Raw genomic sequence first — 25,469 nt, forward strand, 5'->3', positions numbered from 1 at the left:
CCTGTATAGTTTATATTTTTATTATATATATTTTTAGGGCTGTCTAGATTAAAATAAATTTAGACAGCCTCATAAAAAAATTATGCCTCTTGTTTAGATTTTTTATTAGGTTTAAACATTCTTAATATCAGTTTCACAATCTCATTTACTAAAATTACTGAAGCTGAAACTGCCAGTATCTTTAACCACATTCCTACACCTAAAGCTACTGAATTAAAGAAAGTCTGAAATACTTGCGTAAATATTATTTGAGCTACACCTGTTACCCCAATAATTTTTAATGCTAGATCATTCTTAAAGAAGTTTGGAATTATACTATCAGAGTTAAATTCTCTACAGTTAAATGCATTAAACAAAGCACTAAACGCAAATAGTGAGAACATAACAGTTTCATTTTGTTCTGGTGTTGCATTTAATATATTAAATGTCGATTGTATCATCAGTATAGCTGTTATAAATAGCGCATTTCCTATTATCGTTATTACCATCGATTTAGATATAATATTCGCATTTCTATTTACAGGTTTTCTACTAAGAACATGGTCTCTAACAGGCTCTAAGCCCAATGCCAATGCTGGAGGCCCATCCATTATTATATTTACCCATAGCAACTGAATTGTTGTAAATGGCATTTCTTGTCCTACTAATTGAGAGATTATAGCAACTAAAAAGGCTATTACGTTTACCGTTAATTGGAACTGAACAAATCTCTGGAAGTTGTCATAAATTCCCCTTCCCCATTTAATTCCTTTAACTATTGTAGAGAAACTATCGTCAGTTAATATAATATCAGCTGCATTTTTAGAAACTTCTGTACCAGATATTCCCATAGCTACACCAACGTCAGCTTTGCTAAGGGCAGGAGCATCGTTTATTCCGTCCCCCGTAACAGCTACAACCTCTCCATCTGCTTGAAGAGCTTGAACTATTCTCATTTTACTATCTGGCTTACTTCTTGCAACTATTCCTATAGTTTTAATTTCTTCTTTTAACTCTTCATCTGTTAAAGTATCTATAAATGATGCTTCAACTGCTCTCTTATTATCTTTTAATAATCCTAATTCTGCCCCTATAGCCCTTGCCGTATTTATATTATCTCCTGTAAGCATTTTTACAGAAACCCCAGCTTTACTAGCTATAGCAACAGACTCTATTACATCTGGTCTTAATGGATCTCTAATTCCAACAAATCCACTAAATACTAGGTTATTTTCTTCTTTATTTATATCTATCGCTTCATTTTCCAAAGTAACAGCGGCCTCTGACTCTTCACCGCTTAGAATAATTTCCTTATATGCAAATCCCAATGCTCTCATGGATTTAACTTGTAATTTTTCTATTTCGGATAAGATTTCAGTTTTTATTTCTTCAGTTATTGGAACTATTCCTTCTGGTCTTTGTACATGTGAACATAGTTCAAGTATAACTTCAGGTGCACCTTTTGATAAAAGTACATAACCATTGTTATTTTCTATAACTGAAGTCATTCTCTTTGTATTAGATGTAAACTGGTTTTGTGCAACTACACTTGATGATTTTCTTATATTTCTATAATCTTCATTTTTGTTATAAAGTAGTAATGCACATTCTGTAGCACTTCCTAAATAGTTGACTCCACATTCGTTGACTTCTATATCTGCAGTGGAGTTTATCAAACAGTTTTCTTTAAAATAACTACTTGTTTTTTCGCTACTATCTTCAATATATCTTCCATCTATATAAGCAACTTCTACTGTCATTCTATTTTGTGTTAATGTACCAGTTTTATCTGAACAGATTACAGAAACAGATCCTATTGTCTCACAAGCTTCCTTTTTAGTTACTAATGCATTTATTTTTGCCATCTTTTGCATCGTTATTGCAAGTGTCATATTTATCATAGTAGGAAGTCCCTCTGGAACTGCTGCAACTATTAATGCAACACATACAGTAAATGCTGTTTTAACAGGTCCTATCGAGTTTAAAAATGGAATAATCCCAGATGTATCTAAATTTAATACACCTGTAGTTACCATTTTAAATATCATAAATATAAATAGTAAGCCTGCAACTGCTGAAGATACCCTAGCTATTGTAGCTCCAAGGTTTCCAAGTTTTACCTGTAGAGGGGTTTGTTCATCTGCATCAGTTAGATTCTTAGCTATTTCACCCATCTCTGTATTATCTCCTATTGAGGTAACTACCATAGTACCTCTTCCATAGGCTACTAAAGTTCCACCAAATACCATGTTTATCTGTTTTGCAGGTATTGGCTCTTGCTCTAGAACTTGTCCTTTTGACTCTATTTTTTCCATAGAGATTATTACATCAGCCTTTTTAGATACATCATCAGATTCACCTGTTAACATATCTTCTCTTACCTTTAGGTTTACACTATCTATAAGTCTACCATCTGCAGGGATCATATCTCCTGTCTCAATATATACTATATCCCCAGGAAGCAATTCATTTTTTGATACTTGATGAACCTCTCCATTTCTAAGAACCTTGACTTCTATATTCTCTGTAAGTTTAGATAGAGCATCTGCTGCTTTTTTGGATTTCCCCTCTGTTATCATACCTATTGCTATTCCTATTGCTATAGCACATACTATACCTATAGCATCATGTAACTCACCTACAACAGCACTTATTACAGCCGCTGCTATTAGTATAAGAATCATCGGCTCACTTAAACTATCTTTTAATTCATCCCAAAAGCTTCCTTCTTCTTGGGGAGTAAATTCATTTAATCCATATTTTTCTCGTCTAACACTTACTTCATCACATGAAAGACCTTTGTCTATTTCCACGGATAATTCTTTTAGCACTTCTTCTTTTTCTACATTATAATATCTCATTTTCACTATACTCCATATGCACATTCTATTTGAGCCAAGTTTGTCATTATATCTTTAAGCCCAGTATCTCTTGTTCCTTCTCCTATAGCACTAAACTTCCACGTATCATTGTATCTATATATAGTTCCTACTATAAGAGCTGTCTTTTCTGAATAGTCATCAGTTAAATTATACTTAGCTATTTCTTTTCCATTGTTATTATCCACAACCCTTATAAAAGCATTTTTTATCATTCCAAAATGCTGTTTTCTTTGTACACAATTGTATATGTTCACAACAAATAATAATTTACTTATATTGCTTGGTACCTTATCTAAATTAACTAAAATTTGTTCGTCATCTCCATCTCCATCACCAGTCAAATTATCACCTGTGTGTATAACTGAATTGCAACGATCTCTTAAGTTTCCAAAGTAAATTAAATTATTTACTCCATCTAGTTTTCCTTGTTCATTTAACATGAAAACTGATGCATCACAATCTATATTTGAATTTCCGCCCCCAAGTAGTGATTTGAGAAAACCACCTCCTGAAGTCGGTGCAGCATCCCATCCTAATCCTACCATTATATTATTTAATCCTGGGTTAGACTTTTTTAGGTCTATCTTTTGACCTTTTTGTAAGTTAATTGACATTGCTTTCCCTCCCATATTTTTATATTAAACACTTAATCCATAATTTCTACAAAGAGCTTCTAATCCACCTTCAAACCCTGAACCTAGCGCATTAAATTTCCATTCTCCATTGTGTCTATATATTTCAGCTACCACTACTGCTGTTTCTATACTAAAATCTTCACCTAATTCATACTTTATTAACTCTTCATTAGTATCCTTATTTAATACTCTTATATATGAGTTACTAACTTGTCCAAAATTTTGTCTTCTTTCTAAAGCCTCGTGAATAGTAACAGTGAACGCAACTTTATTTATATTTGATGGTATTTTTGATAAATCCACTAATATCTGTTCATCATCTCCATCGCCTTCTCCAGTTCTATTATCACCCAAATGTTCAACCGATCCTGATGAGTGTTTTAAGTTATTATAAAATACAAAGTCTAAATCATTAGTAACTTTCCCATTTTCATCAGTTAAGAATGCTGCTGTATCTAAGTCAAAATCAAATCCTCCGTCATACTTGTTAGTATCCCACCCTAAACCTATCAATATATTTTTAAGTCCTGGATTTCCTTTTGTTAAGCTAACTTTTTGTCCTTTAGCTAATGTTATCCCCATATACAATCACTCCTTATATATATTTTTTTTACACTTTTTATTCTTAATTTTGTGTAAGTTTATTATAACACTTTTTTATTGTATTAACTTGAATTTTGTGTGTTTTTGATACACACATACTGTAAAGAGTATTATATCATAATTTTTTATACTTCCCCACAACAAAATCTTTAACTTAAAGTTAAGTTTTCGCTTATATTTTCTAATTTTAAAAGCATACTAATTTTGAGGTGATTATTTTATGAAAAAAAGAATAATAGCAATAATACTAACTGTTTTTTGCTTATTTTTTCAATCTTTAAGTTCTCATGGCTTTGCTTTTAGATATCAAAAATATCAAGTTAAAGAGCTCCCTTATCAATACGATTCATTAGAGCCATACATAGATGAAGAAACTATGATTCTTCATCACGATAAACACTATCAGACTTATGTAAACAATCTGAACACAGCTTTGGATAAACACCCAGAGTTATATGAATATAGCTTAGCAGATTTATTAAAAGATACGGATTCCTTGCCTAAAGATATATCTGATGCTGTTATAAACAATGGTGGAGGCGTATATAATCATGAGTTTTTCTTTGACATAATGACACCTAAAAAAACCAATCTTTCTGGTAATTTAAAATCTGCAATTACCAGAGACTTTGGCTCGCTTGATAACTTCAAATCAGAATTTTCAAAGGCAGCCTTAAGTGTTTTTGGCTCAGGTTGGGCATGGCTTGTATCTGACTCAGATGGCAAATTATCAATAATAACTACTAAAAATCAGGATAATCCCATTTCTTTAAACCTTAAGCCTATAATAGGTATTGATGTTTGGGAACATGCTTATTATTTAAAGTATAAAAACGAAAGAAGTAAATATATTGATAACTGGTTTAACTTGATAAACTGGGACAAAGCATTGACAAATTACAGTGAGAACCCAAAGTAAACAGTAAAATCGCAATTTTTCTAATTCAAAATGCACCAATAATAAGTTATATAAAAAGTCATGTGTTTATTTTACAGACCAACATAAACACATGACTTTTTTAATCTTATACTATCATACTATGATATAATTTATTAAAGAACATACTAAGAGGCAATCTTTGATTAATCTCTACCATTGACACTTAATACATACATCTTAGGAGGAAACATGACAAAAGAAACACATGCACGCGGAGGCACAATATTTTCCTTGATACTTCTTCCGTTTATTAGTAATCAAATTCTAACTAATTACAATATTATATATAAATTAATCTTAATTATAATTTATATATACTTTTCATATTTAGGTTCTTTATTTCCAGATATAGATATGAAGGGGTCTTATATAAGTAAAAAGTTTGGATATTTACACAAATTATTTGGAAAGCACTTTAGGCATAGAGGATTTACACATAGCCTGCTTTTTTTAATATTACTAAATATCCTACAAAACTTTCTATTAAATTACTCTGAAAATAATATAGTTTTTATACTTTTATCCAAAGGATTTATAATTGGGTATTCCTCACACATACTTTTAGATTTGATCACTAAAGAGGGAGTTGAGCTTATCTACCCAATTCAAATAAACTTTTCTCTTCTTCCAATAAAAACCAGTTCAAAAACCGAAAAATTGATTTACAAAACATTTAATTTTTTTATAGTATTTCTACTGGGGTATAGGTTTTTCATACTCTTTCAATAAAATATACAAACAAATTAAAAGGTTGATATTTTATAATCTTAACCTTTTAATTTGTTATAACTGTTTCTAACCTAAATATCCTCATGTTCTTCTATATTTTTATTTATCTTACTTCCTATTTTCCACGATAATGCAACTAAAACAGAGAACACCAATATTTTAACCGGATTTTTTATAAAACCTATTATATCGCTTCCAATATAGCTTACTACCAAAAACATTACAAATTTACCTGCCAACATAGCTGGTATAAAATGGTTTAATTTTCTCTTACAAAACGCAGATGCTACCGTGACTAAGCAACCCGGCATGAATGGACATGCATATGCTATAAATAATAATTTAAAGCCTTTTTTCTCTGTCCAGCTTACAACTTTTTCAGTCTTTTCATTCCTTAACTTATCGAATAGTTTATTATCATTAAATTTGCTTATTATCAAGAATACAGATATAGTTCCAAGACCTGATCCTATCCATGATAGTAAAAGTCCTCCAAACAATCCAAATATAGCTGCATTTGCTGTCACTATAGCCACAAGTGGCAATACAGGCAAAAAACTTTCAATAAAAGTACTAAATAATCCAACCAATAAAGTAAGGATCCAGTAATTCTGCGCTAATTTATATAACTCTTGAATATACTCCACTAATCTCGTCTCCTTTGGTCAATATAAATCCCTCATCTTGTATAAGTAATAATCTGACTCATTTACTTTATTATATACGAAAATGCCCTATAAAATAATTTTTTTGTTCTTTTATAGGGCAAATTTCTATTATTTATCTATATTTGTTTTTTTAAGTTCCTTTAAATGTAAATCCATCTGCGGATAAGGAATTCTTATCTCTTCTTCATCAAATCTTACCTTCACCTCTTCTAGTAAATCAAAGTAAATAGTCCAGTAATCCTCTGTTTTACACCACACTCTAACAGCGAAGTTAACAGAACTGCTTCCATGTTCACAAATTCCTACAAAAGGCTCTGGATAATTTATTATTAATTTATGATTTTTAACTATTTCCTTTAAAACCCTTCTAACATGGAGTATATCCGCCTCATATCCCACTCCAAATGTTAAATCTACTCTCCTAGTATCTTTGGCTGAATAGTTTGTTAAACTTCCATTTGATAGTATGCCATTTGGTATTAATATAACTTTATTGTCAGGAGTAGCCAAGTGTGTGTAAAATACTCCTATTTGCTCAACTGCACCGTTATACCCAGCAGCCTCTATATAATCTCCTACTTTAAACGGTCTTAGGATAAGGATTATAAACCCACCAGCAAAATTTGATAAACTTCCTTGAAGTGCCAATCCTATTGCAACCCCTGCAGATGCAATTATAGTTGCAACTCCTGATAGCTCCATTCCCCAGTAGCCAAATACAAGTACTACTAGTATTACTTTAAGTGCACCTATAGTAAATGATTTTAAAAACTTAATTAAAGTAACATCTACTTGTCTTTTTTCTAAAAACGCTATAAAATGTTTAACTATCTTCTTTATGACCTTAAATCCGATAGAAATAACTATAAGCCCTATAACAAGCTTAAATCCATTTGTCATTGCCCAATCTATAAATTTCTCAGACAAACTAGTAACGTCTAACTTGCTTACGTCTACATTTTTAAGATCCATTTGTAAAGCCTCCAACCTAATTATTTTTAAAAGTCACCGAAATCTCAGTACATATCCTTTTAATTATAACATTAAAAGTCAATATATTTCTTATTTCTATAATTAATACCATAATTTTATAATATAATTATAAAAATTAAGACGTTCTAAATGCATAATCTAGTTTAAGAGTAATTATAACTTCCTTATACGTAAAAAAGATTACAGAGATATCTGCAATCTTTTTAATATTATACTAATTATACCTTTTATATAAAAAAATTTTCTATCTAAAATCTTTAAAGGATAATTTTTTTGAAATGCATATACGAAAATTATATTTATCAAAAGTCTGAAAATGAATATAATTTCCTATGCATTATAAAATATAACTACTCTAAATTCAGTTTTTTCTCTAAAATATAAGTTGTTCCTAAGAAAAACAATACAGCAAGTACTACTTCTAGTAATAACACCCAAATGCTAAAACTATCAAGAACAATGCTACTAAAGTTCATATATAGTTGGTCTCCAAGTATATTTTTTCTTGTTGTCATATTCTGTACCAAGGCTTCTAGCCCTGATCTTAGCGCATTTATTATAAAATATGTTATAAAACCTACTAAAACTCTATGATTATTAAACTTTTGAATCTGCCCCATAGATATAGATAAATATAAAAGCAGTATAAATGTAATATTTGATATAAATAACATAAACATAAAATACATCAATGCCCAGAAGTTATCATGGTTAGAAATATATCCTATTAAATCTCTATACCCAGATAAAATTTCTTGTCCATTGCTAAATGATAATACAATAATATTAAACGATATTATCGAAATTATTACACTTAAAGTAGTATATATAATTGATGCTATTAGCTTAGAAACAACAATATTTTTTACACTTACTGGAAGTGTGAAAGTTAGATAACCTTCATCTCCTAAAAGATTTTTATTAAACCTTTGTATTATAATTACTATTGTAAAAACAAATAATCCTATGATAAGTGCAACTAATAGCCCAAGAACAATCCCCCTTACGTTCATAAGACTTTCATTTGTAAACAGGCATTGCCCTAAAGACATTACTAAAATAGCAATATATATCGGCAAAAATAGTCTAGCAGTTGACTTTATCTCATATTTTAATAATTTCCCTAACATTTAAATTCCTCCCTAAATAATACATCTATAGATTTACCTTTTTTCTCTCTAATGCTATCTACTTCCCCTTGTAAGATTACTTCTCCATTAGATATAAATATAACTTCATCACAAATATTTTCAATTTCACTTATTAAGTGAGTAGCTATTAATAGTGTAGAATCTTCATTGTAGTTTTTTAATATGGTTTTTAGTATATAACTTCTAGCAGCAGGATCAACTCCCCCTATAGGTTCATCTAAAATGTATAATTTAGCCTTTCTCGACATTACTAAAATCAACTGTACTTTTTCCTTTGTACCCTTAGACATAGTTTTTAGCCTTTGATTTTCGCTAATTTGTAGACTCTTGAGCATATCCTCTGCTTTATCCCTATCGAAATCTTCATAGAACTCTGAAAAGAATTGTATTATATCTTTTACTTTCATCCAGTCATTAAGATATGTTCTTTCTGGTAGATATGATATATGTTTTTTTGTTTCTACAGACGGTCTTATTCCATCTATAAGTACCTCTCCGCTACTAGGTTGTAGCAATCCATTCATAATCTTAATCATTGTACTCTTACCACTTCCATTAGGTCCTAAAAGTCCAATTATTTTCCCCTTTGGAATTTTTAAATCGATGCCTTTTAAGGCACATTTTTTTCCATAATTTTTTTCCAGATTATTAAACTCCACTATATTATCCTGCATTATATATCCCTCCTCAAGTTTTGATTTATAAGTTCAATTAATTCATCCTCACTATACCCTAGTTTGAGTAGTACATCTCTTAAGTTACTAATTTCTAATGTTGCTATCTCCTTACGTATAAGGTTTATTTTTTCAATATCCTCAGTGACAAACCTACCTCTAGTTCTTTGAGTATAAACAAGGCCTAATCTTTCCAGTTCTGCTAAGGCCCTTTGCATAGTATTTGGATTTACCTCTACTTCCTCTGCCATAGATCTTACTGAATCAACCTTTGATCCAGATGGCATCTCTCCAGATACTATTTTTAATCTTAAATGGTCTACTAACTGAGTGTATATGGGTTTACTATTGTCAAATTCCACTTTCATTTTATCACCCTCTATCATTGTATTAATACTTTAATACAATGATAGACTTTTAAAAATAATATTTCAAGTATTTTTATGTTATTTAAAATCAAATAGACCAGCAATATAATCGCTGGTCTATAAACAAATTAATTTTAAATGAAATTTTATAAAGTATTCTATACTTACTTATAAGCTTATTATCTACTATAACTGCTTGTCTATTATAACTTATTCTAGTCTATTGTTTTGTAAGATTTAAATTCTCTTTCAACTACTAAAGCAGTTATTACTACAGCTATAATATCTGATACTGGTTGAGCAAGCCATACCCCATTTAATCCAAAATAATTAGGCAATACAATTATCATAGGAACTAGCAATATAACTTGTCTTAAAAGACTTAAAAATATAGAAACTTTCGCCTTCCCTATAGATTGCATATAATTTGAACCTACTATAGAAGTTGATACTAAAGGTAGGAAAAGCCCGTATATTCTAATACCTTTTACAGATATTTCCATAAGTTTATCGCCCTTATTAAATAGTCCAACAACCGCTTCTGGGAATACCTGGATTATAAATGCTCCTACTAAAAATATAATAGTTGATGCTATAACTGATAATCTGTATGTTTTTTTTGCCCTATCATACTGTTTCTTACCATAATTAAATCCAATTATAGGCTGTGCTCCTTGAACTATTCCAAAAGTAGGCATTAAAAATACCATCATAATAGAAGATATTGCAGCCATCGCTCCTATGGCTAAGTCTCCTCCATAAGTTCTTAGTGCATTATTGTTTATTACCTGTACAAGACTTGTTGCCAACTGCATTGAAAATGGTGATAAACCTATAGAGAATATAGTTTTTATTATATTTTTATCAAGTTTTAAGTTTGCAACTTTAAATACCAAGTTTGAATTTCCTCTTACATAATATAAAATTCCACATACAGCTGTTACCATTTGAGAAATTACAGTCGCTATAGCAGCCCCTTGTATTCCCATGTTGAATACAAATATAAATAATGCATCCAAAACTATGTTTATTAAACATCCAACAATCATTATGATAGCTGATAGTCTTGGGTTTCCATCACCTCTAATAGTACTGTTTAAAACAAACGCCATTATACTAAATACCGATCCAAATAAAATAATACTTACATATGATTTAGCATAGTAAAGTGTTTCATTACTTGCTCCGAATGCCTTTAATATACTATCTTCAAAAAGTAGACCTATTACAGTCAATATTACTCCAACCACTAGAGATAGAGTTATAGCATTTCCTATAATTTTCTCTGCCTCTTCCTTTTTACCTTGCCCTAATTTTATAGATATATTAGTTGTAGCACCTATTCCTATAAGCATTGAAAATGCTAATAGTATAGTTATAATAGGCATTGTAATTCCTAAACCTGTTATAGCTAACGAACCTACACTTGGAATATTTCCTATAAAAATCCTATCCACTATATTATAAAGTGCATTAACCATCATACCAATTATCGCAGGAATCGAATACTTTAGAAGTAATTTCCCTATAGATAATTGGCCCAATGTTTCTTCTGTCCTATTCATATATGTCCTCCCTCATAATTTATCTTTTGTTACTTATATAAAGCTAAATTCATCTTAAAATGAATTTAAAATATATTTTTAGTCAATCTATTAATTATACCACTTTTTTATATTTTTTCAAGTATTATTTTTCTATTATTTCCTAACCCCTGATTCATTTAAGATTATATTTTATTATATAAAAATCAATAAATTTATTTCTATTCTTTATAATATGGCTCAATATGAACTATAACCTGAGCACTTTTATTAATTTTTTCTCTTATTAGATTCTCTATATCATGATTTAGCATATGCGACCCTTCAACTGTTACATTAGGATCAAGCATAATATGCATATCTATATATACATTATTTTCACTTCCCCTACTTCTTATCTTATGAACACTCTTTATAATTTCAAATTCTTTAAGAACTTCTTTTATATCATCTTCATCTATTATTGCTTTATCTACCAGCACGTCAATAGTTGGTTTAAATATTTCATAAGATGCATGAAGTATAAAACCTGCAACAACTAATGATGCTACTGGATCAATAATAGCAGGAAGCCCTAGTTTTACACCTACTAATGTCATTAAAACCCCTATAGATACAAATACATCGCTCTTTGTATGAAGAGAATCTGAAACAAGTATATAACTATTGAGTTTTTTCCCAATCCTATGCTCATAAGTACATACAAGTATATTAATCAACAATGTAATAACTAAGACTATTAAACTAGTCATAGTTATATTTGGAACAACTGGAGTTTTAAATCTTAAAAATGACTCTATAATTATTTTAAAACTTAAAAATAAAAGCATTCCGCCAATAAATAGACCTGATATAACTTCAAATTTATTATGCCCATATGGATGTTCTTTATCTACTGGCTTTGATGCCAATAAAATCCCTATAATTCCTACTATATTAGATGTTCCATCTGATATAGAGTGAAATCCGTCGGCAGTCATGCTTGCACTTTTAATAGACGTACCTATTGTAATTTTTAATAATGCCACCCCTAAATTTGCAAATAATATTCCCCATAAAACTTGATTTACTTTTTTGTAATTAGTATTTCTCATAATCTCCCTCCTAAAATTAAAATATAAAAATCCATGGAAAAGTTATTTAAACTATCCCATGGATTTTTATTCCATTGCTACTAGAGCCCGGTAATAAAGCTATTACCTGATTAAATTATTATATTCCCTTTTTAGTATTAAGTTTCATTTTATCAATGAAATTTAACATTGTCAATATATATTAATTTTAGCCCGTAATCTTAACTTATTTCTCAAAATACCTATTTAATAATCCTAAAAATACCTTTCCGTGTCTAGCCTCATCTTTACACATTTCATGAACAGTATCATGTATAGCATCAAGACCTAACTCTTTTGCTCTCTTGGCTAATTTCAATTTTCCCTCTGCCGCACCATACTCTGCCTCTACTCTTGCTTTTAGATTTTGTTTTGTACTTGGTTCAACTACCTCACCTAATATTTCTGCGAATTTAGCAGCATGTTCAGCCTCTTCAAATGCTATCCTTGTATATGCTTCCCCTACTTCAGGGTGTCCTTCTCTATCCGCTTGACGGGCCATTGCAAGATACATTCCTACCTCACTACACTCAGCTAGGAAATTTGCTCTTAAAGCCTCTAAAACATCATCCTCCAGCCCTTTGCCTATACCTATTCTATGTTCATCAGCCCAGACCATTTCACCTTTTACTTCCTCAAATTTATCTGCCCCTACATTACATATAGGACATTTTTCAGGTGGTTGATCTCCCTCATGAATATAACCACAAACTGTACATACAAATTTTTTCATTACTATATCCTCCTATTTATACTTAAACTAGTTGTAATAACTTATGTCCACTTCGCATATTTATAGTATACCTATACTAAATTTATTTATTCCTTAATTTTGAAGTTAATGATTATATTTGAATTGCTATGAATATTTTGTATATAATAAATGTACACTATTTTTATGTAAGTTTTTATATAGGATAACTAAGGAGGATACAATATGAATTTTGTCAGTATTTTTTTTACTTCCCTTGCCCTTGCAATGGATGCATTTGCAGTCTCACTTACCAAGGGTATGACTCTAAAAGAAATAAATTATAAGATAGCAACAAAAATAGCTCTATTCTTTGGATTATTTCAAGGTATTATGCCTGTTATAGGATGGTTTCTAGGCGTTAGATTTGAAGGTTACATAAAATCAATAGATCATTGGATTGCTTTTTCACTTTTAGGATTTATAGGCATTAAAATGATATTAGGATCAAATGAAAAAGAAGATAGATGCGATTTTTTAATAACCAACAAAGAATTGCTGATATTATCAATTGCCACCAGCATAGATGCTTTAGCAGTCGGTGTTAGTTTCGCCTTCTTGAGTATACCAATAGCACCCATATCTACATCTATCGCGGTAATAACTTTTTTATTTTGCTTTATCGGAGTACTTTTGGGTAGAAAAATTGGGCCTATATTTAAGAGTTACTCTCAAATAATAGGCGGCATAATATTAATATTAATCGGTATAAATATTCTAAATGAACATACTTCAATAATATCCAACATATTATCATAAATCTAATATACTTTCTGTAAAATTATATAGGGATATCTAATCTTATAGATATCCGTATATAATTTATCTTCATGTCATTTTTACTAAAAATCTTTATTTGATGATGCTTTTTTATTAAATATCAAAGATACCGCTCCTAAACTCAGTAATATTGAAAAAACAATTGTTATTACTTTTAGATGTTTCATAATGTATAATCCCCCTTCGATATTAATATGCAATTTGAACTTTGTATCGTTTGTAGATAGTATATTACAATTTTCAGCTTTTGTCTTTATTTTTTTGTATTTTTCAAAATATTTCGTATTTAATTTATCATGTAATAATTAAAGATACTTATCTGTAATTTATTTTATATATAAAAAGGATTGGGGGTTTCCCAATCCTCTTAAAATTATAGTAAATAATGTTATGCTTACTTTTATCATTTTTTAGTTATTCAATATTATTTTCCTTAACATTTTTATCTTCATATATTCTTTTCATCATATATATCAACACTGTTAATGCAAATAATACTAACAAACCTGTAACCATAAGTTTAGCCCCACCAGTTAACATTCCACCTACATAAGAATAAACTATAGTCGCAGGCAATTGCCCAATCCCTGTAGCTACAAAGAATGACATAAAACTCATAGATGTCAAGCCAGCTGCATAACTTACAATATCGAAAGATATAAATGGAAGTAGTCTAGCTATTAATATAGTGTGCTTTCCATATTTATCAAAAAACTCGTCTATACTTTCTAGTGCAAACTTACTTGTAAGTTTTATTGCGACATCTCTTCCTAAAAATCTTGATATATAAAAACATAACGCTGCTCCTGCCATAGCACTACTCCAAGATAAAATAGCACCTTTTACCCATCCAAATAATGCTGCATTTGAAAATGTAATTAAAAATGCAGGTAATGGCGCTGCTACAGATTGAAGGAGCATAAGCAAAAATGATATCACAGGTGCCCATATTCCAAATGATAGTATATACTGTTTTATAGACTCTATATCCAACATACTCAAATAAAATATCATTTGATTTATATTTCTATTAATTGGTGGTACAAACAAATAAATTGCAAGTACTCCTATAACCACCGCTATTTTTAATAGTAGCGACTTCTTTTTTATTTCTATTTTAATCACTCCTATAGTCTATTTTTCAACTTGGTTGCTTTCATCTCCTGCCCATTCGTAGTATGATGCATCGTAGTTTCTAACGTTTTCATAACCTGCATTTTTAAGAACCAAAGCCATGTGTGCAGATCTTATTCCAGCTGTACAATATGTAACTATATTATCAGATTTTTCTACCCCAGCCTCTTTCATAACCTTGTCTATCTCTTCATTTGACTTTATAGTTCCATCTTCATTATAAAGTTTTGTAAAAGGAATATTTATGGCATCTGGTAAGTGTCCTCCTCTAGCTTCACCAAAATTAGTTGCGCCCTTGTACTCATCCTCGCCTCTAACATCGATTATTTTAAGTTCCTTATATTCTTTCTTTAAATCATCTGTACTTATATTTAAATCTGGTTTTATACTATCTAATTTCAAATCACTTTTAGCTATCTCTTTTGGTTCATCTTTAGTTACTTCTTTTTGTTCTGATGACCATAAATCAAATCCACCATTTAACATTCTCGCATCTATTCCAGCCCTTTGTAAGCACCAAACTATTCTTCCATCGTCTCCCCATCCATCTTTATTAGCATAAACTACAACTTGACTTTCTTTTTTTATTCCTAGTTTGCTTAAATTATCTGATAGAGCTTCTTTATCCTGTAAAGTTCCCCAATCTTTTTCTCCTGCTTTACCCTCAACTTTTGCTAGGCTTTGCCAAGCCACATTAATAGCACCAGGTATATGTCCTGCCTTATATTCCTTTTCCGCCCTTGCATCTATTATTAATAACTTATCATTTTTATCCATGTTTTCTTCCAGCCATGATAAACTTGTAAAGTAATCATTGTTGTCAAAATTATAATCATCCTTAGTTGTAGCCTCTGTTTTTTGATCTACCGCTTCTTCCTTTTTAGTATTCTCCTTGTTGCTTTGAGAATCATCTTTGTTTGCACATCCAGCAAACATACTTCCAACCATCACCATAGACAATAAAATTGCTATTTTCTTATTAACTTTCATATTTCATCCCCCTTATCATCTTTTTAAAACATATAAACCCCGCTTAATAAATTATAACACAGCAATTTATACTATGATACAGCAGGTATTTTCATATTATTTATATAAATAGATATTTTCTATATACTTCTTTATTACATGACTTTGAAATATTTTATAATACAAATTCCCCTTATAATATTAAGTGATTTATAATATTATAAGGGGATTATATAGAAAAACAGCCTTTTAATTAGCTTTTATACATTACTTTTTTAAGTCCTCTTCATACTCTTCGTACTCATCATACTTGTCACCATAGTTATTTTCTATAGTAACTTCGTCTTTATCACTTTCGGCAGTATTTAAATAATGTTGCATCTCTTCATTAGAAACATGTTCACAGTTATCATGACTTATTCTTTTTGAATTAAATTCGTTAACTTTGTCTACTAAATCACTTTTATATCCTGATGAATTATCCATTGTTTTATCATCATCTAAGTTAGCACCATTGTTTCCAAAACTGCTATTATTTAGATATGTGTCTTCATTCATATTACACTTGGAATTTCTTTTTTTTATTACCCTATAGGACATATATGCACCTGCCCCAGTTAATGCCAAGCCAGTGTAAGCCATAATCTTCTTATTATCCATTTTGTTCTTTTTTTTCATTTGTCTTTTTACTAGATATGTTAGCATAAAAATTCTCCTTTGTTATTATAGTATTTTTATGCTATTAGTATTTGTATTATTCAAATAAAAATTATAGTATTTGCATATTGTATATTTTTACTAGGCAAACCTTTTTAATCCATATGAACCTCTATCATTTATAGATCAGATAATTCCAATTGTACTTTTTGATTTAATTGGTCAAATTCCAGAACCTGATCTTGACATCCTCTTTTTTCTGACTTAGGAAGATTTACTATCATAGTAGTTCCCTCATTTTCTTTGCTAATTACATCTATACTTCCATTTAGTTTTTCTATCATATTTTTTACTATATTAAGCCCTATTCCACTACCTTCTTTATGTCTTAACACTTCTCTATCTATCCTATCAAATCTATTAAATAGTTTGCTTAATTTACTTTCTGGTATACCTATTCCTGTATCCTTTACACAAATACTTATAAATTCATTGTGATTTTCAATAAACACATCTATACTTCCACTATCACTATTATACTTTATAGCATTAGAAAGGAGGTTTAGCATTATTCTCTCCATAAAGTCTATATCAACATCACAAAACACTTCTTCCTCATCTGTATCAAAAATCAAGCTTATGTCTTTGTCCTCTGCAAAAGGCAATACAGACATAGTTATATCTTCAACCAATCTAACTATATTAATACATTTTTTGTTCATCTTGAGGTTGTCATTATCAATTCTACTGGAGTCAATAAAATTATTTATCAGCCTCAACAATCTATTACAGTTTTGTTTTACAATTCCGTTAAATTCTGCTATTTGATCGAACTTTTCTTTTTTTATATTTAAATCTTGCATTTGAATTGCTGAATAAATTACATTTACCGGAGTTTTAAAATCATGGGATATATTCGATAAAATTTCTTGTCTAGCTTTTTCCATAGTTTTCTTTATTTCTAATTCATTTTCAACTTTTTTTAGTTTTATAATAGAATCTATGTTTTTTATAATTATTATAAACAAGACTTCTCCTCCTATATCCTTTCTAAATATTGTGATTTCTCCATTAAACTTAGTATTATTAAAACAAAATTTCCTTTGCAAACCTTTTACCAAATCACCTCTATTGTCGCTAATAATACCTTGTTCAAATGGCTCTAATTCATAGATATTATAATCAAACTCTTCATCTAAAATATCATCCAGTGATTTTCCAAGTAGTGCATCCGGTGAATCCAACTTAAAGAATTCTCCGATTTTATTGTTTGCAAAAACTATTTCCATACCTTCGTAAATTAAAACACCATCCGGAAGACTTACGAGTAGTTGTTCATATTTTTCATTATAACATTCCAAATCCATTTTTATACTTTCTAACTTGTATATACTTTCTCTTAATCGATTTTTCTCCATTATTAATTGCCTAAATAATGTTTTATTTGGTCTTTTTATTATATCTATTATACATATCTTTAATATATAATAAGTATCAAAAAACCTCAAAATAACTGCTAATAAAAATACAGTATCTATTATTCCATTCCTATTTACATCAAATATAGAGTATAAATTATCATATGTTGTTATCATAATTATATTTGTGACCCTCAACATTATGTAAATCTTTAAATCCCTTATAGTTCTACCGCAAATATTTTTTCTGTTTTTCTTAAGCAATCTAAGGGCATATACATATAAGATAATATGGATATATTGCATTATATCTCTGATATTATAGGGTCCTTCATATATACTTAGAAATACATCTGTATAGATTGCAGCCCCTAAAATTAAAAATACAAAAACTATTCTTGAGAGTATATGTTTTTTGATACTTATTTCTCTGTTAACATATCTAGATGAAAAAACAAGCGATAAAGCCTCAAACCCACTAGAAATAAAGTTTAATTGCGTACTCTTGCTGACAGAAGCAGCACCAAACAACTTACTGACAATAATAAACATAGAAATCAAATTTATCATTCCTGCAAAAGCAAAAGTAATAGCTATATATTTATAAAAACTACTTTTACCTATATCTACCGAAACCATACAAATTAGTAAGCTTGCAATGCCAATAAGACTAGAATTAAAAATAGCCACATAATATACTAAACTCATACTAATTTCGCCAAGCAAAATGGCCATTATTAATATAGAAAAGATATACGCTGCCAAAAGTCCTAAAAATTCTTTTGAAACTTTTTTAGACTTTTCCATATTTACTATCCCCCTCATTGATAACGATAGACTACCCCCTTAGTATACTGAAAATTGTAAACATTTTAAATATATAAAGAAATATATTTTTTTACAAATATATTGCAGTATATTTTCTTTATAAAACTCTTAAGAAAAATTCACCTAATCTATCACTACCTAGAATTCCTTTAAAATATAGTTTTATACCATAGTATTTTTATAATTTGTCTCCCTGGTACACTTATATATTTCGTTTTGCTATATAAAAACTAATTTTTCCCCTTTTTATTCATTCAATAAAAATATCCAATATCCTTCTATCTTTCTACATTTTATACAAATATAATTTTATTTAAAAGTAAATTCCTTTTATATTTCACATTAATTTGAATATTCATGGGTTTTATAATACATTGAATTTATAGGTAAAATTTAAGTTACCCCAAAACAATAAAGCCAATTATTTTGAGGTAACTTAAATTTCACTTATATACTTTTACTTCGCTCTTGCATAGCTAGTTCTTTTTATTGAGATATCTACCACCTTGAATAAGAATAGTCCTGCCACTAAGTTTATTACTATAGCAGGAGCCACAGCTACTAAAAACAATGCCTTGAATGTTCCTGGAAGACCTACTAGTATCTGAGCTGCAAATAAAAATGTACATCCACTTACAAGAGTCCCTAATGACATTAATACAGCTGTAATAACCATATCTTGCTTCTTAGAATTTAATTTATTTAAAATTGGTAATTTGTACATAACATACATCATGATATACATTATATTAACTGTAACAATTTTGTCTATAATATTTGGAAATTGTCCTCCTGGAAATTTAGTAGTCAATGCTGTAAATATACCCGTTATTATACCTGCTACCAAACAAGTTTTATAATCTTCTTTATTTAACACCATTATGGTAAATAGCATCGCCAGTGCCATATCCGGCTGCATCGGCAAACCTAGTGCCGGTGTTACTTGATGTAGTAGTAATCCTATGGCTAATAGTATTGAATTTAAAGCTAACTTTCTCGTATTTGTTTTCATGATAAAACCCCCTAATATTTTCTAAATTATATAATCTATTTTCTTCAAAATTTTCCTCTGTCCAATGTTCAAATTCATCCTTTCATACCATAGTTTTCACCACCTCTCATAATTAGACCCTATATTCAAAATGAATTTCTATATTTAATGGTTCGTATATCCATTTTTGAAATTAAAAAACTCCGTCCTAAATTAATAGGACGGAGTAAATCCGCGTTGCCACCTAAATTGTGTATAACAAAATTATACACCTCTCTACAAGTACTATCATACTCTGCTCGCTATAACGCGCGACTCGCGGTAAAGTCTACTCTCATAAAATGATTTCAATTTACTCCTCTAAGGCCCATTCATCGAATTTCTTCTTGCCAAGATTCCACCATCCTCAGCTCTCTATATTGAAGCTAAACTCAACTACTTTCCCTTGTCATAGGATTTATACAATTTATATATATTAATAATATTCTAGTAACCATTTATTGTCAACCACTTTTTAAGACTTCCTAATTATATAAACTGATTAGTTTAATTCTCTAATATAATTGTGGCTAATTGGTTAATTTCAGCTAATAATTTATATCTAATCTTTCAAATACTATTACAGTATTATTCGAATAAATTTTTAATACCTTTCTTAGATATTATATTATTTTAAATGGGTTCAAATTTATATCACTTTTTATAATTTCTAAGTCTACGATATTATTTAGGAAATTAGCCATAACATCTTTAAATATATCTTCACTTTCAAAGTGTCCAATATCTATTATATTCATGCCCATATCTATTGCATCTTGAGCATCATGATATTTAATATCTCCAGTAATAATCACTTGTGCACCAGATTTTTTAGCAACCTTTACCATATCTGCACCAGAGCCTGTAACTACTGCTAACCTTTTTATATTAGAGTCGATATCACCAACCACTCTAATATATTTCATTCCAAACTTTTCTTTTATTGTATTAGAAAGTTGTTTTAAAGTTAAAGGTTTTTCCAAACAACTTATCCTCCCTAAACCATAGCTTTTTCCTTTATTCTCTAATCTATATATATCATATGCAACTTCTTCATAAGGGTGAGCCTCAAGCATACTATCTATTACATTTTTTAAATTATTCTTAGCAACAATAGTTTCAATTTTAACCTCATCAGTGTATTCAACTTCTCCTAAAGTCCCTAAAAAAGGATTACTACCCTCTAAGGGCTTAAATGTACCTACCCCTTGACTATTGAAAGTGCAGTGACTGTAGTTGCCTATATAACCTGCTCCAGATCTTCCTAATGCATCTCTAACTAAAGATATATGGCTATTGGGAACATATACCACAACCTTGTATAAAACCTCTACATCAGTAGCCTCTAGTACTTGTTTGCTGTCAAATCCCATAATTTCCATGAAGTAATCATTTAATCCATCAAATGCTATGTCAAAGTTAGTATGCATGGAATAGATTGATATTCCATTTTTTATAAGTTTATGTATTAGTTTACCTTTTAAATCATCAGTATTTACCTTATTTATTTTACCAAATATAAAAGGATGATGAGTTACAATTAAATCAACCTTTTTTTGTATAGCCTCTTGTACTACCTTTTCATTAGCCTCAAGTACAACTAATACTTTTTTTATATCTGATTCAAAGTCCCCTACTATAAGCCCTACATTATCCCAGCTATAAGCTAAGTTTAGAGGATATTTTTCTTCTATTTTTCCTATAAGTCTCTCTAATTTCATACCACCAACTCCTTACTAAATTATACTAATTTCCTAATATACACTTAAGTTTTTCTATTGATTTAGTAATACATTTTTTCTTTTTTTCTATTTCATAGCCAGTTTTCCCTTCTATATTTTTTAATATAGAAGTGTACGAACTTATTTTTCTATCTACAAACTCTTTAAGTAGTACATCTTTGTTTTCTATAAGTTTACTTCCAACTTCATAATATACTTCATCTTCTACAACAGTATTTTCTCCAGTGTATTTAGCTATAATTATCTCATATAATCTAAAATCCTCTTTTACTAATACCTCATCAAGTATTTCATATCCATTATTTAAAAGATATTTCCTAAGTTCATTTTGAGCTTGCATAGGTTGAAGTATTAATTTTTGAGCATTGTGGGATACTTCCTGCTTGGCATCCAATATTTCACTAATTAAAATCCCACCCATTCCAGCTATTATAATCTCATCTACTTCTCCTTTTTTTAAGACTTCTATCCCCGATCCAAGTCTTAAATCAACCTTATCTAGAAGATTATTTTGTATAACTTCTTTTCTAGCATTATCAAGAGGACCTTTATTGACATCAGATAATACTGCATATGATACATAACCTTTCTTTAATAAATACACCGGTATATAACCATGATCTGTCCCTATGTCGGCTATCTTTTTATCCTTAGTTACTAAATGTGATATTTTTAATAGTCTATCTGTTAATCTCAAACTTGCCATTCCTTTCAAAAAAATTCGCCCTATATAAAGGCGAATTTTTATTATATATTTTAGTCTAAGTAATCTCTAAGTTTTTTAGATCTGCTTGGATGTCTTAATTTTCTTAGTGCTTTTGCTTCTATTTGTCTTATTCTTTCCCTAGTTACATCAAACTCTTTTCCAACTTCTTCAAGGGTTCTAGCTCTTCCATCCTCTAATCCGAATCTTAGTTTTAGTACTTTTTGCTCTCTATCGTTTAAAGATCCTAATACATCTTCTATTTGTTCCTTTAATAGTGAGTATGCAGCTGCCTCTGCTGGTGCTGGTGCATCGTCATCCGGTATAAAATCTCCTAGATGACTATCTTCTTCTTCTCCTATTGGTGTTTCAAGAGAAACAGGATCTTGAGCTATTTTCATTATTTCTCTAACTTTATCTTCAGTCATTTCCATTTCTTTTGCTATCTCTTCTGGCTTTGGATCCCTACCAAGCTCTTGAAGTAACTGTCTAGATACTCTTATTAGTTTATTTATAGTTTCAACCATATGAACAGGTATTCTTATAGTTCTAGCTTGATCTGCTATTGCCCTAGTTATCGCCTGTCTTATCCACCAAGTAGCATAAGTACTGAACTTGTACCCTTTTGTATAATCAAACTTTTCAACAGCTTTTATAAGACCTAAATTTCCCTCTTGTATTAAATCCAAGAAAAGCATACCTCTTCCTACATATCTCTTAGCTATACTTACAACCAGTCTAAGGTTAGCCTCTACAAGTCTTTGCTTTGCTATTTCGTCTCCTTCATGCATTCTCTTAGCAAACTCAACCTCTTCATGCGGCTTAAGTAACGGAATCTTACCAATTTCCTTTAGGTACATCCTAACTGGGTCATCTATACTTATACCTTTTGGTAGAGATAAATCTATAACCTCTATATTGGTATCACTAGATTCTTTTTCTGAATCATCTACTAATGTATCATCTATATTATGAATATCTAGTTCATCATCATTAGATGAAAAATCTATGTCTACTTTGTTATTTTTACTCTCTGTTACTTCTATACCTAAGTTTCCTAAAGTCTCATATAAGTTTTCTATTTGATCTTTATCCAGTTCATTTTCCGAAAAAGCTTCCATTATTTCAGAAAGTGTAAGCGAACCTTGCTTTTTTCCTTTTTCAATTAAAGTTTTTGCAGTAACCTTCTTTGTCTCTTTTTTATTATTATTTTGAACTTCCACACTCAAACCTCCTTTCCTATAGGCTATTTACTTTTTTTTGTCTATCTAGTATCTCTTGACTAATTCTAATTTTAGCAATTTCCATATTCTCAAAATCTACCTCTTTCATGTCATTATTATGCTGCTTCGATTCCATTTCTTGTAATTCTTCTAGTAATTTATCTATTTCATGTTGTATTTTATTCTTTTTAACATTTTTGACTATCTCATCTATTTGTTTAATATTCCCTAAATTTATACTATCTAAAGATATATTTTCAAAACTTTGGAGATATTCTTCGGGTATGTTTAAACATTTTATTTTGTCAATAGTTATTTTGTCCAATTCTTTATTTTTAATTATGTAATTTAAAATTTCCTTATTTTCTCTTATTAAGAAATCAGACTCATCTACCCTTAAAAGAACTACCTCTCTTATTTTTTTGTCATACATAATTGCCTTTAAAAGTGTTTTTTCAATAAATGTTGTTCCATTTGTTATCGCTTTAGGCTTTTCGATTACCTTCTCTTCTTTTGACGCTTTATATTTATTTGTGTAAGATTTATTATAATCTTTTCCATATACTTCTCTTTTGATTGAATCAACTCCTATATCTGTTTGGTTACTTAAGTACTTTGTGTAGTAATCAACTTCTACAGGACTTTTTAACTTTTTAATTATTTTAGATGATTCTTTTACAAATTTTATTTTATGTTCATCTTTTTCAAAGTTAAACTCTCTCTTTAAGCAGTTTATTTTAAATTTTACGTAATGTATTGAATTTTCTATAGCTTCATTATATTTATTAAGCCCATAATTTCTAACAAATTCATCTGGGTCCTTACACTCTTTTAGATCCAATACTTTAACATTAATATTTAAATTAGTAAGTACATCTATAGCCCTTAATGTTGCATTTATTCCTGCTTCATCCGAATCATATGATATTATTACAGTATCTACATATCTTTTTAGTAATTTTCCTTGTTCCTGTGTCAAGGCCGTCCCTAATGTAGCAACTACATTCTTTATACCATATTGATAAAGGGATATTAAATCCATGTATCCTTCGACTAATACTACATTTCTATCTTTTAGATTTTTTCTAGCAAAATTTAAGCCGTATAAGTTTTGTCTCTTGTTGAAAATAATAGTTTCTGGAGAGTTTAAATACTTAGGTAAAGAGTCATCTAATACTCTTCCTCCAAAACCAATTACATTTCCTCTATAATCAAAAATTGGAAACATTACTCTATTTCTAAACTTATCATAGAAGTGAGTTTTGCTATCATTTTGATTTACAAGACCACAATTAAATAAATCTAATTTTGAGTATCCTTTCTTTACCAAATAATCACTAAGCGATTGCCATGAATCTAGTGAAAATCCAAGACCAAATTTTCTTATAGTCTTGTCGTCAAGACCTCTCTTCATTAGATATTCATACCCTTGATTTTTGCTACCTACCAAATTAGAAAAATAAAATCTAGCTGCTTCAACATGTATATCCTGAAATTTTTTTATATTTTCCAGTTTTATTTTAGCTTCTTTACTCATATTGGTATTTATTTCTAAACCACACTTATTAGCTAAAATTTTCACCGCATCCATAAACTCTAAGTTTTCCATTTTCATTACAAACCTTATTACATCTCCACCTTCACCACATCCAAAGCATTTATACATTTGCTTTGATGTACTTATGTAAAAAGATGGCGTTTTTTCACCATGAAATGGACACAGACCTTTATAATTGTTTCCAGATTGCTTAATGTTCATGTATTCAGAAATTATACTTGCTATGTCGCATCTAGACTTAATTTCTTCTATAATGTCTTTTATATCATCCATATTATCACCTTCTGGTGTACTTTTTTGTATTAACATTTCTATTTTACACGATATTGTAAATTTGTCAAACACTCATTGTACAGAATTCGACTTTTTCTGTTCATTTCCTTCTTTTAAATTAAAAT

General features: G+C 29.6%; 23 protein-coding genes and 1 other annotated feature. Of the genes, 3 read left to right on the forward strand and 20 right to left on the reverse strand.

The window, feature by feature from the left end:
• Positions 1 to 80 precede the first annotated feature (80 nt).
• Genes BUB34_RS05560 through BUB34_RS05570 form a run of 3 tightly spaced genes read right to left on the reverse strand, consistent with a single transcriptional unit; the run spans position 81 to position 4,078 of the window.
• Positions 81 to 2,840, reverse strand: a complete 2,760-nt coding sequence (locus BUB34_RS05560) for a calcium-translocating P-type ATPase, PMCA-type (protein WP_073125120.1) — start codon at positions 2,838 to 2,840, stop codon at positions 81 to 83.
• 5 nt (positions 2,841 to 2,845) lie between these two features.
• The gene (locus tag BUB34_RS05565; RefSeq protein ID WP_073125124.1) at positions 2,846 to 3,475 is read right to left on the reverse strand and encodes a TerD family protein; all 630 of its coding nucleotides are present in this window, start codon (positions 3,473 to 3,475) and stop codon (positions 2,846 to 2,848) included.
• Between the two features lie 24 nt (positions 3,476 to 3,499).
• The gene (locus tag BUB34_RS05570) at positions 3,500 to 4,078 is read right to left on the reverse strand and encodes a TerD family protein (protein ID WP_073125126.1); all 579 of its coding nucleotides are present in this window, start codon (positions 4,076 to 4,078) and stop codon (positions 3,500 to 3,502) included.
• A 241-nt stretch (positions 4,079 to 4,319) separates the two neighbouring features.
• Here BUB34_RS05570 and BUB34_RS05575 point away from each other — a divergent pair, with 241 nt between their 5' ends.
• Both BUB34_RS05575 and BUB34_RS05580 read left to right on the forward strand, forming a co-directional pair.
• Entirely contained in the window at positions 4,320 to 5,018 is a 699-nt protein-coding gene (locus BUB34_RS05575) for a superoxide dismutase (RefSeq protein ID WP_073125129.1), read from the forward strand.
• A 210-nt stretch (positions 5,019 to 5,228) separates the two neighbouring features.
• Positions 5,229 to 5,768: a metal-dependent hydrolase gene (locus tag BUB34_RS05580; RefSeq protein WP_073125131.1), complete on the forward strand. Its 540-nt coding sequence runs from the start codon at positions 5,229 to 5,231 to the stop codon at positions 5,766 to 5,768.
• Positions 5,769 to 5,839: 71 nt separating this feature from the next.
• Here BUB34_RS05580 and BUB34_RS05585 read toward each other — a convergent pair whose 3' ends face one another.
• From BUB34_RS05585 to BUB34_RS05620, 8 genes are all read right to left on the reverse strand, one after another.
• Positions 5,840 to 6,415, reverse strand: a complete 576-nt coding sequence (locus BUB34_RS05585; RefSeq protein WP_073125133.1) for a TVP38/TMEM64 family protein — start codon at positions 6,413 to 6,415, stop codon at positions 5,840 to 5,842.
• A 129-nt stretch (positions 6,416 to 6,544) separates the two neighbouring features.
• Positions 6,545 to 7,408: a mechanosensitive ion channel family protein gene (locus tag BUB34_RS05590; RefSeq protein WP_073125135.1), complete on the reverse strand. Its 864-nt coding sequence runs from the start codon at positions 7,406 to 7,408 to the stop codon at positions 6,545 to 6,547.
• 371 nt (positions 7,409 to 7,779) lie between these two features.
• Entirely contained in the window at positions 7,780 to 8,559 is a 780-nt protein-coding gene (locus BUB34_RS05595; protein ID WP_073125139.1) for a hypothetical protein, read from the reverse strand.
• Positions 8,553 to 9,254 carry an ABC transporter ATP-binding protein gene (locus BUB34_RS05600; RefSeq protein WP_073125141.1) on the reverse strand — a complete coding sequence of 234 codons (702 nt, stop codon included), beginning with the start codon at positions 9,252 to 9,254 and terminating at the stop codon, positions 8,553 to 8,555. Before BUB34_RS05600 ends, BUB34_RS05595 begins: the two co-directional genes overlap by 7 nt.
• Positions 9,254 to 9,622, reverse strand: coding sequence for a GntR family transcriptional regulator (locus tag BUB34_RS05605; protein ID WP_073125143.1), 369 nt, complete (start codon positions 9,620 to 9,622; stop codon positions 9,254 to 9,256). Before BUB34_RS05605 ends, BUB34_RS05600 begins: the two co-directional genes overlap by 1 nt.
• Before the next feature lie 215 nt (positions 9,623 to 9,837).
• Positions 9,838 to 11,187, reverse strand: coding sequence for an MATE family efflux transporter (locus BUB34_RS05610; protein ID WP_073125146.1), 1,350 nt, complete (start codon positions 11,185 to 11,187; stop codon positions 9,838 to 9,840).
• A 200-nt stretch (positions 11,188 to 11,387) separates the two neighbouring features.
• Positions 11,388 to 12,260 carry a cation diffusion facilitator family transporter gene (locus BUB34_RS05615; RefSeq protein ID WP_073125148.1) on the reverse strand — a complete coding sequence of 291 codons (873 nt, stop codon included), beginning with the start codon at positions 12,258 to 12,260 and terminating at the stop codon, positions 11,388 to 11,390.
• Between the two features lie 205 nt (positions 12,261 to 12,465).
• On the reverse strand, positions 12,466 to 13,011 hold the full coding sequence (locus BUB34_RS05620; RefSeq protein ID WP_073125150.1) for an NADH peroxidase: 546 nt from the start codon (positions 13,009 to 13,011) through the stop codon (positions 12,466 to 12,468).
• 204 nt (positions 13,012 to 13,215) lie between these two features.
• Between BUB34_RS05620 and BUB34_RS05625 the strand changes: the two genes are divergently transcribed.
• Positions 13,216 to 13,788, forward strand: coding sequence for a manganese efflux pump MntP (locus BUB34_RS05625; protein WP_073125153.1), 573 nt, complete (start codon positions 13,216 to 13,218; stop codon positions 13,786 to 13,788).
• 435 nt (positions 13,789 to 14,223) lie between these two features.
• Here the strand turns inward: BUB34_RS05625 and BUB34_RS05630 are convergent, their stop codons facing one another.
• From BUB34_RS05630 to dnaG, 9 genes are all read right to left on the reverse strand, one after another.
• Positions 14,224 to 14,934 (reverse strand): TVP38/TMEM64 family protein, encoded by a 711-nt coding sequence (locus tag BUB34_RS05630; protein ID WP_330392748.1) that lies wholly within the window; start codon positions 14,932 to 14,934, stop codon positions 14,224 to 14,226.
• 9 nt (positions 14,935 to 14,943) lie between these two features.
• Entirely contained in the window at positions 14,944 to 15,933 is a 990-nt protein-coding gene (locus tag BUB34_RS05635; protein ID WP_073125155.1) for a sulfurtransferase, read from the reverse strand.
• A 246-nt stretch (positions 15,934 to 16,179) separates the two neighbouring features.
• Positions 16,180 to 16,617, reverse strand: coding sequence for a hypothetical protein (locus BUB34_RS13060; protein WP_073125157.1), 438 nt, complete (start codon positions 16,615 to 16,617; stop codon positions 16,180 to 16,182).
• Positions 16,618 to 16,748: 131 nt separating this feature from the next.
• Positions 16,749 to 18,794: an ATP-binding protein gene (locus tag BUB34_RS05645; protein ID WP_073125159.1), complete on the reverse strand. Its 2,046-nt coding sequence runs from the start codon at positions 18,792 to 18,794 to the stop codon at positions 16,749 to 16,751.
• Positions 18,795 to 19,272: 478 nt separating this feature from the next.
• On the reverse strand, positions 19,273 to 19,827 hold the full coding sequence (locus tag BUB34_RS05650) for a tryptophan transporter (protein ID WP_073125161.1): 555 nt from the start codon (positions 19,825 to 19,827) through the stop codon (positions 19,273 to 19,275).
• 193 nt (positions 19,828 to 20,020) lie between these two features.
• Positions 20,021 to 20,267 (reverse strand) — a binding site (T-box leader).
• 201 nt (positions 20,268 to 20,468) lie between these two features.
• Positions 20,469 to 21,566 carry a Nif3-like dinuclear metal center hexameric protein gene (locus BUB34_RS05655; RefSeq protein ID WP_073125163.1) on the reverse strand — a complete coding sequence of 366 codons (1,098 nt, stop codon included), beginning with the start codon at positions 21,564 to 21,566 and terminating at the stop codon, positions 20,469 to 20,471.
• A 25-nt stretch (positions 21,567 to 21,591) separates the two neighbouring features.
• Complete coding sequence (locus tag BUB34_RS05660) at positions 21,592 to 22,284, reverse strand: tRNA (adenine(22)-N(1))-methyltransferase (protein WP_073125246.1); 693 nt, start codon at positions 22,282 to 22,284, stop codon at positions 21,592 to 21,594.
• Between the two features lie 59 nt (positions 22,285 to 22,343).
• The gene (gene rpoD, locus BUB34_RS05665; RefSeq protein ID WP_143153324.1) at positions 22,344 to 23,519 is read right to left on the reverse strand and encodes an RNA polymerase sigma factor RpoD; all 1,176 of its coding nucleotides are present in this window, start codon (positions 23,517 to 23,519) and stop codon (positions 22,344 to 22,346) included.
• A 10-nt stretch (positions 23,520 to 23,529) separates the two neighbouring features.
• Entirely contained in the window at positions 23,530 to 25,344 is a 1,815-nt protein-coding gene (gene dnaG / locus BUB34_RS05670; protein ID WP_073125249.1) for a DNA primase, read from the reverse strand.
• Positions 25,345 to 25,469 lie beyond the last annotated feature (125 nt).

The sequence above is a fragment of the Asaccharospora irregularis DSM 2635 genome (assembly GCF_900129815.1).
GTDB lineage: Bacteria > Bacillota > Clostridia > Peptostreptococcales > Peptostreptococcaceae > Asaccharospora > Asaccharospora irregularis.